Here is a 16,334-nt window from a genome sequence, read left to right on the forward strand (position 1 = left end):
GATGCCGCTGAACTCCCGCTCGCCCTTCGCCAGTTGCTCGGGCGCTGCACCATCCACTCGCTGCCCGCCGTCTCGCTCACCGGTCGTGCGACCGGGGTGCGTACGCGCATGCCCCCTCCGGCGCCGGAGAACTCAGTTGTCGCTGTTGAAGATGGACAGCACGCGCAGCGCCTCCAGGTAGATCCACACCAGCGTCATGGTGAGACCGAAGGCGGACCGCCAGGCCTCCTCGCGCGGCGCGCCGTAGGCGATGGCGTCCTCGACCTGCTTGAAGTCCAGGGCGAGGAAGGCGGCGCCGAGCACGATGCCGATGATGCCGAAGGCGATGCCCAGACCGCCACTGTTGAAGCCGAGGCCGTTGCCCGCGCCGAAGGCGGAGAAGAGGAGGTCGGCGACGAGCAGCAGGAGGAAACCGGTCGCGGCGGCGGCGACGAACCCGGCGAACCTCTGGGTGACGCGGATCCAGCGCATCCGGTACGCGATGAGCACACCCGCGGACACCGCGAAGGTGCCGAGCACCGCCTGGACGACCACGCCCGGCGCGATGTAGGTCGAGGTCGCGCTGGAGATCACACCGAGGAAGACACCCTCGAACGCCGCGTACCCGAGGATCAGCGCCGGGGCGGGTGCCCGCTTGAACGTTTGGATCATCGCGAGGACGAAGGCGACGAGGGCCGCGCCCACGGCGATGCCGTAGGACCGGCCGATGTTCGCCTCGTCGGCGGGCAGCAGGAGCCAGGACAGCACCGCCGTCAGGGCCACGGTGCCGAGCGTCGTCGCGGTGCGGACGACGACGTCGTCGATGGTCAGTGCGGTCCGGCCGGCGCGCGCGTCCGGGCCGGCACCGGGGCCCGCGGCGGTGGAGTAGGGGTTGGTCGCGTAGTCGTCCGCGGGTCGGCCGCCGACCGTGGCGCCCACCGGGTGGCGCACGGATGCGTCCACCTGACCGTCGTCCCGGCCGGCACTCCAGCGGGAGAAGATCGGGTTGCTGGTCTTCACGTCATTCCTCCTCGTCCGCCGCACATGCGGCCTGCGGAACAGCGTTGCCATCGGGCGCCCGAGGCGGCATACGTTTGACGTTGGCCACCTACTGGGCCGACGACGGCAACCCTGTGCGTCACCACTCTGACAGGTGACGCGAGGAGAAGCAAGTCATCTGCGCCCGTGCCCGGCCGCGGTCATTCCGACGGCGTCCCCGGGTCGTCTAGCAGCTCCATGAGAAAGTCGTCCCAGTTCAGACCGTCCATCTCCGCCTCGGCGGAGGTGATCCGATAGGTGGCGTCGAGCCACTCCGACAGCGGCCCCGTGGGCAGCTGGAACAGGGCCTCCACCTCCTGCGACTCAAGAAGCAGCCACGACGAGGCCCGCTCACCGGGCAGCGTCGGCCACATCCGCACGTCACCGCAGCCGCTCATCGACGTCAGCCCGCGGTGGAGCAGCTCCCGGCCCATGCGCCAGAGGAGGTTCGGGCCCCGTTCCGCCAGGAACTCGACCGTGATCACCGCGGGCATGTCCGGGTCGAAACGGAACTCCGCCCGCATCGGAAGCCGAGTGAACTCGTCGAGCATCTGGTCGAGGCCCAGCAGCAGGGAAGGCAGGTGCTCGGGCGCCGAACGCGCCCGCAGTGGTGACTGGTCACGGTGCATGACAGGAGTTCCCCTCCGTGGGACGAAGACTGCGACTACAACTCTTCGCCGGGGCCGGGAACCGCACATCGGTCACTTGACGGTCAAAGGTCGGCCCCATGCCGGGCAGTTGACGGAACGCCGATGCCGGTGCGCGTCGCCCGGGAGGCGCGGAGCAGGGCCTTTCCGGCGCCAGGGCGGCGGCCGGGACGTGTCGTACGGACCGCGCAGGACGTGACGTAAGTCAATCGGCTGCCCTGGTTACTGCGGTCTCCGTCGCCGGATGCGCGTCCACCGGCACCCCCGGTGCCGAATCCGCCCACGCCCACGGTGCCGAGGCCGTCCGCGCGAACCGGACGCCGAGCGGTACGCTCCCCGCGGCGCCGTCCGCACCGGGCGCCCCCAGCGCGGCGACGGTCACCGACCCGGCCACCGGTGCCGACACCGGCCTCGCCGGTCTCGGCCCCCAGACGTCGGCCCGCGTCCCCGCGGACGCCCGGCAGGTCGTCGTGGCCATCGGGCAGGGCAAGAACTCCTCCCGCTCGCACGTGGTGCTCTACCGGCGGACCGCGTCCGGCCGGCAGGGCGGCGCGGCCTGGCCGACCCACAACGCCCTCAAGGGCTGGACGACCGACCACCACCTCGACGATCTCCGCTCGCCCATCGGCGTGTTCACCCTCAGCGACGCGGGTGGGCTGCTGGCCGACCCCGGCTCGAAGCTTCCGTACACCCGATCCGGCGGGTTCTCTGTCAGCGGCACCGGCTTCGAGGGCGAATCCCTCGCCGGATCCTTCGACTACGTCATCGCCATCGACTACAACCGCGCCAAGGGCACGTCCCCGCTCGACTGGACCCGGCCGCTGGGGGCGAGCAAGGGCGGCGGCGTGTGGCTGCACGTCGACCACGGCGGCCCCACCCACGCCTGCGTCAGCCTGCCGGAGAAGGACATGAAGGAACTGCTGCGCACGCTGGACCCCGCGCTGCACCCGGTGATCGTGATGGGGGACGCGGCCTCGCTGAAGAAGTGACACCGGCGGCCCCGCACAACGCGGACCCCCGCCCGTGGGCCAAGGGGAAGGACGTCCACGGGCGGGGGAGCGGGGCGAGCGCGCGGGTGCGCTCCGGTATCAGGTCACAGGCGCGAGGTTGGGGCCCGTGGTGCCCAGCTGCTCGGTGGACACCACCGGCGGCACCGGCCAGGTCACACCCTTCGGCGGCCAGCTCTGCCCGGTCGCCCTCAAGAACTCGGCCGGCGGCTCGTACAGCGGCGGCTGGTTCCGGTCCGGGATCATCGAGGCCCACCCGACGCCCTCGGTACGGTCCTTGAACTCCTGCTTCATCGCGTCCAGCAGGTCAGGTTGTTCGATCAGGTCGATCGCGCTGGCCGCCAGGTAGCGGGCGGCGGACAGCAGCGCCTGGTGACCGATGTTGGTGCCCGCGGTCGCGGTGACACCCCAGTTGTGGTTCGGGATGCCGGACGGATAGGCCGCGGACAGCAGCACGGCGGTGGGCGCCTGCCAGCTGATGTCGGCGGTGTCGGTGGCCAGACCGCCGGTGTAGGCCGCCGCCGGAGGAGCGAGCGGGGTCAGGTCGGTCGGCATGCCCACCTCGGGCTTGCCCAGCGACTTCTGGACTGCCTTCGCCAGGGCATGGTCGGCGTCGGTGAACTTCGGGGCGCCGATCTGCAGCATGTTGTCGTTGAGCAGCTCCGCACCGGCCTTGTTGGCCAGCAGGTTCCAGGTCGCGGAGTGGAACTTGTGCACCAGGCGGGTCTGGCTGGCCTGGGCGGCGGCCTTCGCGCACTCCACGATCTTGTTGTAGAGCACCTGGGCCCGTGCCGGGCTGCCCTCGCGGACGAAGAACCAGACGGAGCACATGTCCGGCGTCACGTTGGGGGCGCCGCCGCCGTTGATGATGGCGTAGTGGAAGCGACCGGACGGGGCGACGTTCTTCTCCCGCAGGTACTCCGACATCGTCGCCATCAGCATGGCGCCGTCCAGGCCGCTCTTGTTGCCGAGCGGGGTGCCGCCGTGGCCCGAGGCGCCGAGGAAGGTGAAGGTGGTCGAGATCAGCGCGCTGGTGGTGTTCCAGAACGGCACCGTGATGTTGAAGGGGTGCCAGTCCAGGAAGGCGTCGAGACCGTCGTAGACGCCCTCCTTGACCGCGTACGCCTTGCCGACGAGCTGTTCCTCGCCCGCGCTGCCGAACAGTCTGACCCTGGCCTTCAGTCCGTTCGTGCGGATCGCCTGAGCGACCGCGATCGCGGCGGCGGTGCCGCCGGCGCCCAGGGCGTTGTGGGCGTCGCCGTGGCCGGCGCCGTAAGTGGGGCCGTAGGCGTCGTAGTTGTAGACCAGCGGGTCGTGGGTGCCCACGCCCTTCTTCTGCGACAGGCCGGGCAGGGCGTCGTACTCGGCGTTGAAACCGATGACGGGGCCCTCGGTGCCGTAGGTGGCGACGAAGGCGGTCGGGAAGCCGGCCGGGCCCCACGCGATGGTGAAGCCGTTGTCCTTCAGCAGCTTGGCGTGCGCGAGGGAGGACTTCCACTCGCGCAGGGACAATTCCGCGTGCTGCCACACGTCGTCGCTGAGCTTGGTGATCGCGGCCTCGTTCGCCGTGATCCAGCCGAGCGCGGTCTGCTTGGCCGCGGTGTTCTTCGCCAGGCCCTTGGGGGCCCGGTAGGTGGTGGGGGAGACACCGGTCTTCTCGTCGTACCCGAGGGTCGCGGCGAGCACAGGGTCGGCCTGGAGGATGGCCGCGGTGGTCGCGGTGGCGCCCAGTCCGAACATCTTCAGCAGGCGTCTGCGGCCAGGGTGGAAGTCGTTCACGTCAGTCTCGTCCTCGAAGTGTGAGGGAAGGGCCGGACGACCGGCTCCGCGACATGTGGTCGTGGCATGTCATCAGCGATCATATGTGTCTTCTCGGAGTCACATCATGCCTACCGGCGGAGTTTGACTTGCGATGCGGAGCGGATAGTTCGGATGGAGAACCGAGATCAATAGGTGTTCAGGCCGACGTGTGACCGGCACATCGACCAGGTGTGAACTCCTGACGGGCCGGCTCCGTTCCATTGTGTGGGGCCCGTCCTCCGGTCGAGGAGCGGCGGCCGAGGGCGCGCAACCCGCCGCGTTCGTGCCGTTCATGGAGCGGATCGGCCTGGGCGTGTACCGCGAGGACGACGACGGCGCGTTCCTGCCGCCGGGTCAAGCTCGCCTGCCTGGCGGCGGGCGTGCGGCTGCCACCGCAGACGGCACCGCCGACGCCTACCTCGTCCACCCGGACGACGGACGTGCGCACCCCGGTGTGCTCGTGTATCAGGACGCCTTCGGGTTGCGTCCGCATCTGAAGGCGATGGCCGACCGTCTCGCGGCGTCCGGTTACACGGTGCTCGTCCCGAACGTCTTCTACCGGCATGGGCGCGCCCCGGTCGTGGAGTTGCCCGAGTTCATCGACATGGAGGCCCGCCCGGACATCGTGGGCAAGGTCGTCCCGCTAATGGAGGCGCTCACCCCCGAGCTGACGAAGCGCGACTCCGGCGCCTACCTGGCCTGGTTCGCCGACTCGCCGCTGGCCACGGACGCGCCGGTGGGCATCACCGGGTACTGCATGGGAGCCCGGCTCGCGCTGTACACGGCCGGCACCCACCCGGACCGGGTCGCCGCGGCGGCGGGTTTCCACGGCGGCGGGCTGGCGAGCCAGGCGCCCGACAGCCCGCACCTGCTCGCCGACCGGATCACCGCCGAGCTGTACTTCGCGCACGCCGACGAGGACCCCTCGATGCCCGAGGAGCAGGTCAGCCGCCTGGACCAGGCGTTCGCCGACGCGGGCGTCAAGCACCGGTGCGAGGTCTACGAGGGCGCGCACCACGGCTACACCCAGTCCGACACCGCCGCCTACAACCCCGAGGCGGCCGAGCGGCACTGGACGGAGCTGCTCGCCCTCTTCGCCCGCGCCCTCTGAGGACGCGGCGCCGGGTTCTTCCCCGCGGATGACCGGGACGTGAACGCTGGGGGGAGGACATGAGCACCGGGCGGGAGAGACATGAACGTCATCAGGAAAGACGGTCACTTCGGTCCCTGGGCCCGGCGTTCGGCCTCTCCGCCGCCAGGCGTCTGCGCCCCCCTCCCCCTCCTCCTCCCCGCGACCCCCGACCCCCGCGTCCCCGTCGCCGGGACCGCCGGCTACGGGACACCGCACCGGTGGCCCCCAGGAGCGGGGCCTGGAAGCGGGTCACTTGGCCTGCAGAGGCCCCGCGAAGGACTTGCGCAGGGACCCGGGAGCGACCAGAGGGAGCAGCGAGGCGAGCACCTTGCCCTTGAAGGCGCTCGGCTGCCGGGTCAGCTCGATGTCGACCCGGGTGCCGTCGGCCTCGGGGGTCATCCGGAAGACCCAGCCGCCGCCGGCTCCGAACAGCTTGGAGTCGAGCGTGGTGATGGTGACCGTGTCGCCGTCCGGCTCCCACTCGTAGCGGGCGCGCTCCCAGGCGGCGGCGGTGCCCTCGGTGACCTCGGCCCAGGTGTCGCCGAGGTCGTGGACCTCGAAGTGTTCGGCGTCGATCGTGGGCCAGGCCTCGGCGCGGGACGGACCGAAGTCGGTGAGCACCCCCAGCACGTCCTTGGGGCTGAGCGTGGAGACGAGGTGGATACGTACGACTGCCATGGGGCTTCCTCACCAAGAAGTAACTGTCCTGACCGGCGACAAGAGATTCCCACGCATTCGCGTCACCTGTCAAGACGGTTATTCCGGAAGGGGATATCCAGTCGCCTGTCAGGAAGGTCACGTGAGACATATGTCCTCGTACGGGACGCCCACCCTGGACCTCGTACGGGAGTAGGGGATCGTCCCCGCCTTCCTCAGCTCCGGTTCTCGGCCTGGAACATCCAGCTCTGCTTCTCCAGTTCGGCGGTCAGGCCGATCAGCAGGTCCTGTGTCACGGCGTCCGCCGGGCCGGTCTCCTCGATGCGCTCCCGCACCCGCCCGATGACTGCGGAGAGCGTCCGCACCAGGGCCTCGACGGCGTCGACGTCCTTCGTCCAGCCCGGCGCGAAGTCGGGCACCCCGCTGGTCCCGGCGATGGTGACGGCCCGCCCGTCCGGGCTGACCCCCAGCGCCGCGGCGCGCTCGGCCACCGTGTCGGCGTAGTCGCGCGCGGTGGTGACGACCTCGTCGAGCTGGAGGTGGATGGAGCGGAAACGCGGCCCGTACAGGTTCCAGTGCGCCTGCTTGGCCACGAGGGACAGGTCGAGCAGGTCGACCAGGGTCGCCTGGAGGGCGCTCCCCGCGATCTCGCGCTCCTTGTCCGGCAGTGGGCTCTTGATGATCGTCATAGGTGTGCGGTTCCTTTCCGGATGGTTGCCAGCGTTCTCATTGTCTGAGCCGCCGACGTGCTGCGGATCAGTCGTTTGACTGCGGCCCGGAAAAACCTGGATGGCGCGGTGTCTCAGTCCAGCGCCCTCAGCGCCCCGGCGACGGCGGACTCCAGGAACGCCCGGTCGGCGCGCGCCTGGCCCATGACGTGAACGCCCTGGACGAACGTGGTCAAAAAGCGGGCCAGTTCCACCGGGCTGCGCTCGCCGCCCAGCTCACCCCGTACCCGGGCGCGCTCCAGCGCCTCGGTCAGCACCGACTCCACGGCGGTCATGGCCGTACGCACCTGCTCCACCGTGCCTTCGTGGGCCGCGCGTTCGATGGTCGCGTTGACCAGCAGACAGCCACGCTCCGGGGCCGCCGTGTCGGCCGTGACCATCGCGAGCAGCAATCCCCGCAAGGCCGTACGGATGTCGGCGCCGGCCCGCAGCTCCCGGTCGAGCAACTCGACCAGACCGTCGCAGTAGCGTTTCAGGGCCCGGGCGTAGAGGCCGTCCTTCGAACCGAACGCCGCGTACAGGCTGCCGCTGCCGATCCCCAGCAGCGCCGTCAGCCGCGGCATCGACGCGGCGTGGTAGCCCTGGGTCCGGAACAGGCTCATGGCCTGCTCCACTGCCGTGTCGGTGTCGAACTCACGAGGGCGCGCCACACCGGGATCCTTTCGTCGGCGGAATCCTCGAACATGTACGAGGACGGTGGTCGGGGTGCGGCGTCGGCCGGGGTGCCATGGGGCGGGAGAACAACGCACGGACCTGACTGTGACGGTACGGCCGGCCCGAGGCATGAGTCGATCGACTGCAAACACCTGGACACCGGTCGCCTCGGTCCTGTCCGCAGCCGAACCGGCTTCCATGTCGATCCGGGCAGGGGCATGCTCGGCCATGTCCTGTGCGGTTGGCCTCGACGACATTGACGGCAACAGCCCGAGGACCAACATGCAGCTGCACGTGAACTCCCGTTCCGCGGCGAACGACCCCACCGGTTCAGGGAGCGCTTCCGTGCCTGCTCCCATCCCACTGGAGCGGTGCCCGCGAAACCAGGCAGTTCGCATGCAGCTTGCCCCCGCGCGGGGGAGCACCCCCGGGCAGCGGGCGCGCGACGGTGTTCCTTTCGGGGCGGGCAGGGCTCGGCGCGGGCGCGGGCCGGTACCACGTGGGCGCAGCGCGTCGAAGAGGGCCGCGTTAGACCTGCCCGGAGGGGGCCGCGGGAAAGTCCAGAGCACGCGCGTTGGCCCGCATCCGCGCCGCGCGCGGACTGTGGACGGCGCTCAGCAGGTCGGCCGCGCGCAGCCAGCTCGCCCGCGCCCCGGTACGGTCCCCCCGCTCCCGTTGCGCCGTCGCGAGGTGGTCGAGCACCTCGGCCTGGTTGTAGCCGTCAAAGGCGTCTCCGTAGAGCCGCAACGACTCCCGGTAGTCCGCCATCGCTCCATCGAGATCGCCGAGACGCTGCCGGGCGTAGCCCATGCTGTCCCAAGCGGCCGCCTCGATACGGAGGTTGCCGCACCGCTGCAACAGGGGGATCGCCTCCTCGCACAGCGTGATCGCCTCCTCGTACCCGCCGAGCAGGGCGAGATACCACGCCACCGCGTTCAGCTCGCGGGCCGTCGCTCCGTCGTCCCCCAGCGTGCGGTAGATCTCCAGGGCCCTGCGGGCATGGTGCAGGGCCTGGGTGTGGCGCTTCTGACGACCGCGCACCCAGCCGACGCTCCGCTCGGTGGCCGCCCGCTCCGCCGGACCGAGCCGGTGCAGTAGCCCGAGCAGCAACTCGACCTGCCGGTCGGCCTCGTCGAGCCGGCCCGTCTCCGCCAGCGCACGGGCGAGATCCGCGGAGTTCCGCGCGATGGCGATCGGCTCGTCCAGCAGCAGAGCGGCGTCCAGGCCGATCCGTTTGGTCTCGATCTCCTCCGTCCAGCGGCCCGTGACCGAGTAGTAACTCACCCAGTCCTGCGTGAGGTTCATACGGAAACGCAGCAACCGCGGGTCATCCATGGAGCGCAGCGCCGCCGCGACCGTCGACTCCTCCTGCCGGAACCAGCCCAGCGCCTCCTCACGGGTGTCCATGACGACGTGCACCACCCCCTCGGCCGGCGGCTCGGCATACTCGGAACTGGCGCGCCCCAGCAACCGGTTGGCCATGTGGGCGTTGTGGCGCAGGTAGTCCAGCAGACGCGTCTCGGCGCCCAGACGGTCGTCCTGCTCCTGCTCGACGAGCTCGGCGCCGTAGACCCGCACCAGGTCGTGCAGCACGTACCGGCCCTCCGAGTCCCGCGACAGCAGGTTCGCCGAGGTCAGCTCGCGCAGCTGCCGCCGAGCCGCCGCCGTCCCGGCCCCCGCGAGCGAGGCGGCGGCCTCCGCCGACACCGACGGCCCCGGATGCAGGGCCAGACACCGGAAGAACCGCGCCGTCTCCGGCGTCAGAGCCCGGTACGACCAGGAGAACACGGCACGGACGTCGACCCGCCGGTCACCGGCCGACAGGGCGTCCAGCCGAGGCCGGGCCTCACGCAGCTCGCGCACTCCCAGCCCCAGCGGGACCTGCGGCGACACGTTCAACTGGGCACCGACGATCGCGACCGCCAGCGGCAGGAACCCGCACAGCTCCACCAGCTCCGATGCCGCCTCCGGCTCCGCCCGGCACCGCTCCTCACCGATCCGCGCGGCCAGTGCCGCCAGCGCCTCCTCGCGCGTCCACGTGTCCAGACCGACCAGCGAGGCGCCCTCGGTCACGGCCAGACCGGACAGCTGACTGCGCGAGGTGACGATGGTCAGACACCCCGCCGACGCCGACAGCAACGGCCTGACCTGCTCTTCGTCGCGAGCGTTGTCGAGTACGACGATCAGCTGCCGGGACGCCGTACGCTCCCGGAACAGCGCGCTGCGCTCCTCGGTACCGCGCGGCACCGAGGAACTGGGCACGCCGAGCGCGTCGAGAAACCCGGCGAGGGCCTCCGCGGGATCGAGCGGCCGTCCGGTGTCCTCGAAGCCGCGCAGGTTCACATACAGCTGGCCGTCCGGGAACCGGTCCGCCACCTGGTGGGCCCAGTGCACCGCCAGCGTCGTCTTGCCGACCCCCGCCATGCCGCCGATCGCGGAGACGACGACATGTCCTCCGCGTCCGGCGACGTGTGAGGTGAGTCCGTGCACGTGTGCCAAGGCCTCCTCGCGGCCGCGGAACGTCGCGAGGTCGGGCGGCAACTGCCGTGGAACCTGCCTCGTCGACTGCCCCGTGCGGCGCGTCGACGCCTCGACGAACCGTCGGCGCTCGTCCTCGTCCAGCTCCAGGGCGTCCATCAGCTCGCTCAGCGTCGCCTGCCGCGGCAGGCTCTGCCCTCGCTCCATGTCGCTGATGGCACGCACACTCACCCCGGACGCCTCGGCGAGACTCTCCAGTGTCAGCAGTGATCGCTGCCGCGCCTCACGCAACAGCCTGCCGAACTCCGTTCTGTCCATCCCCACCCCCCATGGGCCTCCGTTCTGGAACGGCCATTAAAGCAAGGGGGTCGACGGGGCCGGGGTCAGACCGGGGTCACCGCGCCGTCCAGGTTGGTGGTGAAGAAGTCGGTGAGCTTGTCGACGGCGGGGTCGATGTATTCGCGCTTGTCGTAGAGGTCGACGTGGCTGGCGCCCTTGATCCAGTGGAGTTCCTTGGGGCCGGTGGCGCGCTGGTGGGCCTCGATGGCCATCCAGGCGGTGACGGCGCGTTCGCCGATGATCTGCAGGATCGGGCGGGGGCCGATCAGCGGGACGGCGTGGAAGACGTCGCTGGAGGCCATCTTGTCGATGCTCTCCCAGGCCAGGAACTTCGCGGAGCGTTCGTGCTCGCCGCGGGGGGTGCAGTAGTACTCGAAGCCCTCGATGCCGTGCCGACCGCCCAGGGCGCCGGCCTGTTCGGCGGTGGCGGGGAACATGGTCATGACGCCGGGGTCCTCGCCGCGGGCGGCGGTGGTGCGGGCCTGGGCGGCGGCGTCCAGGAGGCTCTGGAAGACGGCCGGGTCCTGGGTGCCGTCGGCGCCGAGGCGGAACTGGCGGGCGGGTTCGGCGGTGCACACGGTGGCCACGGCCCTGACCCGGTGGTCACCGCCGGTCGCGGCCAGCGAGTAGCCGCCGGAGGCGCAGATGCCCAGCAGACCGATGCGGTCCGCGTCGACCTCGGTGCGGGTGGTGAGGTAGGACACGGCGGCCTTGAAGTCCTCCACCCGCTGGGCGGGGTCCTCCAGACCGCGGGGCAGGCCGCCGGACTCGCCCTGGCAGGCGGCGTCGAAGGCGAGCGTGACGAAGCCGCGCTCGGCCATCAGCTGTGCGTAGGTGCCGGAGGTCTGCTCCTTCACGCCGGTACCGGGGTGGCCGACCACCAGCGCCGGACGCGGACCCGACGCCGCGGTGCCGGGAACGTAGAGGTGAGCGGCGATCGCGATGCCGGCACTGTCGAACGTGACGCTGGTCCTGGCCATGAGAACAACTCTCCCTGCAAAACGGTGACGGGTGTTTCGGCTTGCCCCCGGCCGTCGGACCCCCTGGGGGCCCGCGCCCTTCCGGGTACACATCCACACTCCGCCATCCACTCCACCCGCAAAAGAGACAGGTTTCTGCCTGGGAAAGAACATGGCCCCCTTCGCGGTGGCCGGTGGCACGGTTGACCGGGCGTGTGGCCGGCGGTCGCACCGGCACGGAAGGTCAGCCGCTGTGGCACACACGGCCACACCCCGCCCGGCGCGGCGGACCATCGCAGGGCCGAGGCGCTGCTGAGCGCGCCGATCGCCTCGGCGTCCACAGAGGCGGCCTCCGCCAGCCGGCGATCAGGACCGCTGGAGCCAGGGCCGTGCCGGGCGCGTGGTCGGTCAGATCAGTCCGCGGGCGGCTGCCCGGACGCCCGCCTGAAAGCGTGTGTCGGCGCCCAGCTTGGCCAGGACGGCGGCGACGCGCCGGGTGGCGGTGCGGGTGCTGCACCCGAGCTGGTGGGCGATGGCCTGGTCCTTCAGCCCGGCGTTGAGCATGCCGAGCAGGACGACATCGTCCGCGTCGAGACAGTCGTCCCCGGCGGGCGCCGGTCCGGTGAGTGGCTCGGCGCGGGCCCAGTAGGCCTTGTAGAGCTCCATCAGGGCGTCGAGTACAGCGGAGCGATGGATGACGACGAGGTCGTCGTAGGCCGGTCCGGACAGGGGAACCAGAGCGATCCGTTTGTCGACGATATGGAGTTTGAACGGCAAGGACGGCAACATCCTCGACCGCTCGCCCAGTTCGGCGAGCCGGAGCAGTGTCGCGAACCGCCCGGGCCGTTCCATGGACTGCGGGCAGTAGATCGACCTCACGTCGATGCCCCGCCGGAGCCACTGCGTGGTGATGCCCAGCTCGTCCTCGTCGCTGTGGTGCCGGCCGTACGGGCGGTCCACGTAAGGAGGTCGGTCCAGGGCCCAGACGTGGCTGGTCACACAGGCGCCGATCTCCTCGATCCGTTCCAGGATCAGCTCACGGTCCGACAGGACCTCCACCAGATTGTCCGGATCGGAGCGCAGCCGGCCCGCCCGGTGACGCTCGGCGATCCGGTCGATCTCCGTGCGCGCCGAGGCCAGCGCGGTCTCCGCCTCCCACTGACGTCTGGCCAGCAGGGGCAGCAGTGCGGTCTGCGGGTCCGTCGCCCGGTAGTGGCCTCGGCCGGTGACATACAGGAGCCCGAGGTCTTTCAGACGGGTCAGGCACTGCAGGACGTGGTGCTCCGACGCCCTCAGGGAGGCGGCTATGTCCGCGACGGTCACCCGACCGTGGTCCACACAGCGCCGATAGACCTGCTCATCGTATTCGGCTATGCCCAGGGCCGTGAACACGTATGCGCACCTCCGTCTATCGGCACATGACATCTGTGGCGCGGTTGGTCATCCGTCCAAACCCGCCAGCAGAGTATCTGGACACGTGTCCGAGGTACAGCGTTCACTTTGCACGCTGCGACGGCGCCCTGTTGCCATGTGCGGCACCGGCCGTCGTCACACTCCCCGCTCCCGCACGTGCTCGGGGCAGGGTGAACGAACCGGGTGATCGGCTGAGGGAGGCGTGCGCTGGTGAGACGGGCCAACACCGATGCCGGTCGACTTCCAGCACTTTCCGTGCCGCGGTTCGTCGGGCGGGACCGGGAGGTTGCCGTGCTCGGCGAGGCGCTCGGGCAAGCGCCCGCCGTGGTCCTGATCGACGGTGAGGCGGGCATCGGCAAGACCCGGCTGTTGCGGGAGTTCCTGGTGTCCCCGGGCGAGCGTGGCCGTCGCGTCCTGGTCGGCACCTGCCCGGAGCTGCGCGTGCCGTACACGCTCGGCGCGGTCGTGGACGCGGTGCGCGACGGCGTCGGCAGCGTCTCCGGGCTGGGGCTGAGCGGGCTGTGCGGCGCGCTGCGGCCGCTGTTTCCCGAGTGGGCCGCCGACCTGCCGCCGGCGCCGGAGCCGCTGGAAGACGCGACCGCCGCCCGGCACCAGCTGTTCCACGCGTTCGTCGAGGTGCTCAACCGACTCGACGTGGCGGTGCTGGCACTTGAGGACGTGCACTGGGCGGACGAGGCGACTCTGGAGTTCCTGCTGTTCCTGGTCTCGCGCCGACCCCAGCCGGTGAGCGTGGTGGTGACGTACCGGCGGAAGGAGGTGCCCCCCGATTCACTGCTGTTGAGGCTGTCCTCACGGCTGCCCGCCGACGCACACCTGGTCAGGCTGGCACTGAAGCCGCTGGGGATCGGCGAAACCGCCGCGATCGTCTCCTCGATGCTGGCCGACGAGCCTCTGTCGACCGAGTTCGCGGCCTTCCTGCACACACGAACGGAAGGCATACCGCTGGCGGTCGAGGAGTTGGTGCGGTTGATGCATGACCGGGCCGACCTGATCCGTCAGGGCGGCGGTTGGGCGCGCCGCCGGCTGGACCGCATCGAGGTGCCGCCCACGATCCGCGACGCCATGCTGGAACGCGTGGGGCGGCTACCGCCCGATATCCAGGCAGTCCTGTACGCCGTGTCGGTGCTCTCCGCTCCGGCCGACCACGTGACCCTGAAAGCGGTGACCGGTCTGTCCGAGGACCGGTTCGCGGAGCCGGCGGCCGGTGCGCTGGGGTGCGGTCTGCTGCGTGAGGACGAACGTGGGCATTGGTCGTTCCACCACGCCCTGGCGCGTCAAGCCGTGTACGAGGCCATTCCGGCCCAGGAACGGCGTGCCCTGCATGTGCGCGCCGGCCGGGCGTTGGAGAATTCGCCGTTGTCGCCGGTGGCGCAGCTGGCCCGGCACTTCCGGCTGGCCGGCGATGTCGAGGCATCGTGCCGGTACACCGAGCAGGCGGCCGACCTCTCCATGCAGACCGGTGACGTGGCCACCGCGGCACTGCTGCTGCACAACCTGGTCACCACCGTCGCTCTGCCGGTGGAGCCGCTGGTACGGCTGGCGATGAAGATCCAGTTTCAGGCGCTGCCCGGCTCCGACCCGTACTCGACGATCATTGAATCGCTGCAGTCGGCCCTCCGGACCCAGGCTCTGACGCCGCAACAGCAGGCACCAGTCCGATTCCAGATCGGCCGGGTGCTCATGGTGGCGGGTGTCATCGAGGCGGGTCGGCACGAGATATTGAGAGCGGTGCCCGACCTCGCGCCGGACTCGCTGGAGGCTGCACGAGCCCGAACCCTCCTCGCCCTGCCCCTCGGGAACGCGCAGCCCGTGTCGGAGCATCTGCGGTGGCTGGGCGAGGCACCCGCGGTGGCGCCGTCGATCCCTCCCCACGAGCGGCTGCGTCTGGTGCAGGAACGCGCCTTCGCGCTGCTGCTGCTCGGTGAGGTGGCCGGGTGGACGGAGGCCCGGCGGATCCCGGACGACACCGCCGATCCGCGAGAGGCGGCGACGCTCGCGATAGGCCACAGGAATGTCGGCGATGCGGCGATGCGGTGGGGACGGAGCGATGAGGCCGGCGCACGACTGGCCAAGGCCCAGGCACTCGCCGAACGCAACGAGCTCCGGGACTACCTTGGGCCCATCGCCTCGAGCCGGGCCCACCTCGACTGGTTCACCGGCGCCTGGGCGGGACTTGCCGAGAGAGCGGCCCGGCTGATCGACGACGAGGACGGGGTGCCGCTGAAGGACCGGTGCGAGGCGGCCCTCGTGGCGGGCTTGCTCCAAGCTGCCGCCGGAGACCGGGCAGAGGCCGCGGAGCGTCTACGTTTCGCCGCGCAGGACGACCAGCAACGTATCGAGGCCGCGGCCGCGCTGGCCCAACTGTGTCTGCGCGACGGCAACATCGACGAGGCACTCCGCCTCACGGAGGAACCGGCCGAGATAAGCGTCGGCACGGGAATCTGGTCCCGGGCCGTCGAGGTCGCGCCGGTACGCGTCGCGACCCTGGTGGCCGCCGGCCGGCTCGGCCACGCCGCCGACCTGGTGACCACGTTCGAACGGGCCTTGGGCGGCAAGGACGCTCCGGCGCCGCAGGCATCCTTGGTGCTGTGCCGCGCCATGCTGGCCGAAGCCGACGGCCGACTCACCGACGCCGCAGGGTTGTTCGCCCGGGCGGCCGACGCATGGCAGGCGCTGCCTCGCCCGTACGACGCCCTGCTCGCTCGGGAGCGTCACGCCCGTTGCCTGCTCGCCGCCGACCCGCACGAGGCCGGCCTGCTGATCCTGTCCGACGTCTCGCGGGCGTTGACGGACCTCGGCGCCCACAACGACGCCGACCGGGTGGCAGAGACCCTGAACGAGCGAGGGCGGGACACCCGGGTGGCGCGGGGTCGGGGCCGCCCCGGCTACGGCAACCGGCTCTCCCCGCGCGAGCTGGAGGTGGCTCGTCTGCTGGTCGGCGGTCGGACGAACCGTCAGATCGCCGAGGCGCTGGGGGTGTCGACACAGACCGTGGCCAGCCAGTTGAAGTCAGCCATGCGCAAACTGTGTGTGACGTCGCGTACCGTACTCGCGCTCAAGGTCGTGGAGTTGGGTCTCGTCGGTGAGTAGGGGCAACCGCCGACGGGCGACGAGAAAATTCCAACGTCCTCGCCCGGACGCGAAGAAATACGTGTGAGCGAGCGACGGCTTTAAATCCCGCATCCGACCAATCGAGCCGCAACCGGGCTCGGTTGCACACTCGTTGCCATGGTGCCCGCAGAACCGTCTGTACCCCAGCCGGCAGGTGACCCAGCCGTGCCGACACGCCGGGCGAACGACGAACCATTACCGGCAGGACCGCCGGCCGAGCCGGCAGACGCTCCCACCACCCGGAGCGAGGGCGATGCCGACGACGTCGACGAGTACGAACCGCTCTAGGGCCTGTTCTGAGTTCCCCGTCGTCCGCGCGAAGCGCGGGCGCAGCGGTGGTCGGTGAGATCGGAAGAGCGTCGGGGAGGGAC

12 protein-coding genes are annotated in these 16,334 nt (G+C 70.7%); 3 read left to right on the forward strand and 9 right to left on the reverse strand.

All coding sequences use genetic code 11. The features are described 5' to 3' along the window. Window positions 1-132 precede the first annotated feature (132 nt). Both AB0915_RS34015 and AB0915_RS34020 read right to left on the reverse strand, forming a co-directional pair. A complete protein-coding gene (locus tag AB0915_RS34015) occupies window positions 133-999 on the reverse strand; it encodes a Bax inhibitor-1/YccA family protein (RefSeq protein ID WP_366694732.1) in 867 nt (288 codons plus the stop codon). A 179-nt stretch (window positions 1,000-1,178) separates the two neighbouring features. Next, entirely contained in the window at window positions 1,179-1,646 is a 468-nt protein-coding gene (locus tag AB0915_RS34020; protein ID WP_366694733.1) for an SsgA family sporulation/cell division regulator, read from the reverse strand. A gap of 236 nt (window positions 1,647-1,882) precedes the next feature. On the opposite strand from AB0915_RS34020, the gene AB0915_RS34025 reads away from it, so the two are divergent. Next, entirely contained in the window at window positions 1,883-2,653 is a 771-nt protein-coding gene (locus tag AB0915_RS34025) for a hypothetical protein (protein WP_366694743.1), read from the forward strand. 99 nt (window positions 2,654-2,752) lie between these two features. Here AB0915_RS34025 and AB0915_RS34030 read toward each other — a convergent pair whose 3' ends face one another. Continuing rightward, entirely contained in the window at window positions 2,753-4,450 is a 1,698-nt protein-coding gene (locus AB0915_RS34030) for an amidohydrolase (RefSeq protein WP_366694734.1), read from the reverse strand. A gap of 190 nt (window positions 4,451-4,640) precedes the next feature. Between AB0915_RS34030 and AB0915_RS34035 the strand changes: the two genes are divergently transcribed. After that, entirely contained in the window at window positions 4,641-5,582 is a 942-nt protein-coding gene (locus tag AB0915_RS34035; protein WP_366694735.1) for a dienelactone hydrolase family protein, read from the forward strand. A gap of 270 nt (window positions 5,583-5,852) precedes the next feature. Here the strand turns inward: AB0915_RS34035 and AB0915_RS34040 are convergent, their stop codons facing one another. The 6 genes from AB0915_RS34040 to AB0915_RS34065 form a co-directional block, all read right to left on the reverse strand. Then, window positions 5,853-6,281, reverse strand: coding sequence for a hypothetical protein (locus tag AB0915_RS34040; RefSeq protein WP_366694736.1), 429 nt, complete (start codon window positions 6,279-6,281; stop codon window positions 5,853-5,855). Between the two features lie 194 nt (window positions 6,282-6,475). Then, entirely contained in the window at window positions 6,476-6,949 is a 474-nt protein-coding gene (locus AB0915_RS34045) for a DNA starvation/stationary phase protection protein (RefSeq protein WP_366694737.1), read from the reverse strand. Window positions 6,950-7,062: 113 nt separating this feature from the next. Next, a complete protein-coding gene (locus AB0915_RS34050) occupies window positions 7,063-7,638 on the reverse strand; it encodes a TetR/AcrR family transcriptional regulator (protein WP_366694738.1) in 576 nt (191 codons plus the stop codon). Window positions 7,639-8,170: 532 nt separating this feature from the next. Then, entirely contained in the window at window positions 8,171-10,438 is a 2,268-nt protein-coding gene (locus tag AB0915_RS34055) for a helix-turn-helix domain-containing protein (RefSeq protein ID WP_366694739.1), read from the reverse strand. A 65-nt stretch (window positions 10,439-10,503) separates the two neighbouring features. Further along, window positions 10,504-11,439 (reverse strand): alpha/beta hydrolase, encoded by a 936-nt coding sequence (locus AB0915_RS34060; RefSeq protein WP_366694740.1) that lies wholly within the window; start codon window positions 11,437-11,439, stop codon window positions 10,504-10,506. 387 nt (window positions 11,440-11,826) lie between these two features. After that, the gene (locus AB0915_RS34065) at window positions 11,827-12,810 is read right to left on the reverse strand and encodes a transcriptional regulator (protein WP_366694741.1); all 984 of its coding nucleotides are present in this window, start codon (window positions 12,808-12,810) and stop codon (window positions 11,827-11,829) included. A 276-nt stretch (window positions 12,811-13,086) separates the two neighbouring features. Here AB0915_RS34065 and AB0915_RS34070 point away from each other — a divergent pair, with 276 nt between their 5' ends. Next, window positions 13,087-15,942: an AAA family ATPase gene (locus AB0915_RS34070; RefSeq protein WP_366694742.1), complete on the forward strand. Its 2,856-nt coding sequence runs from the start codon at window positions 13,087-13,089 to the stop codon at window positions 15,940-15,942. Window positions 15,943-16,334: the final 392 nt, after the last annotated feature.

It is taken from the genome of Streptomyces sp. NPDC048411 (assembly GCF_040704695.1).
Lineage (GTDB): Bacteria > Actinomycetota > Actinomycetes > Streptomycetales > Streptomycetaceae > Streptomyces.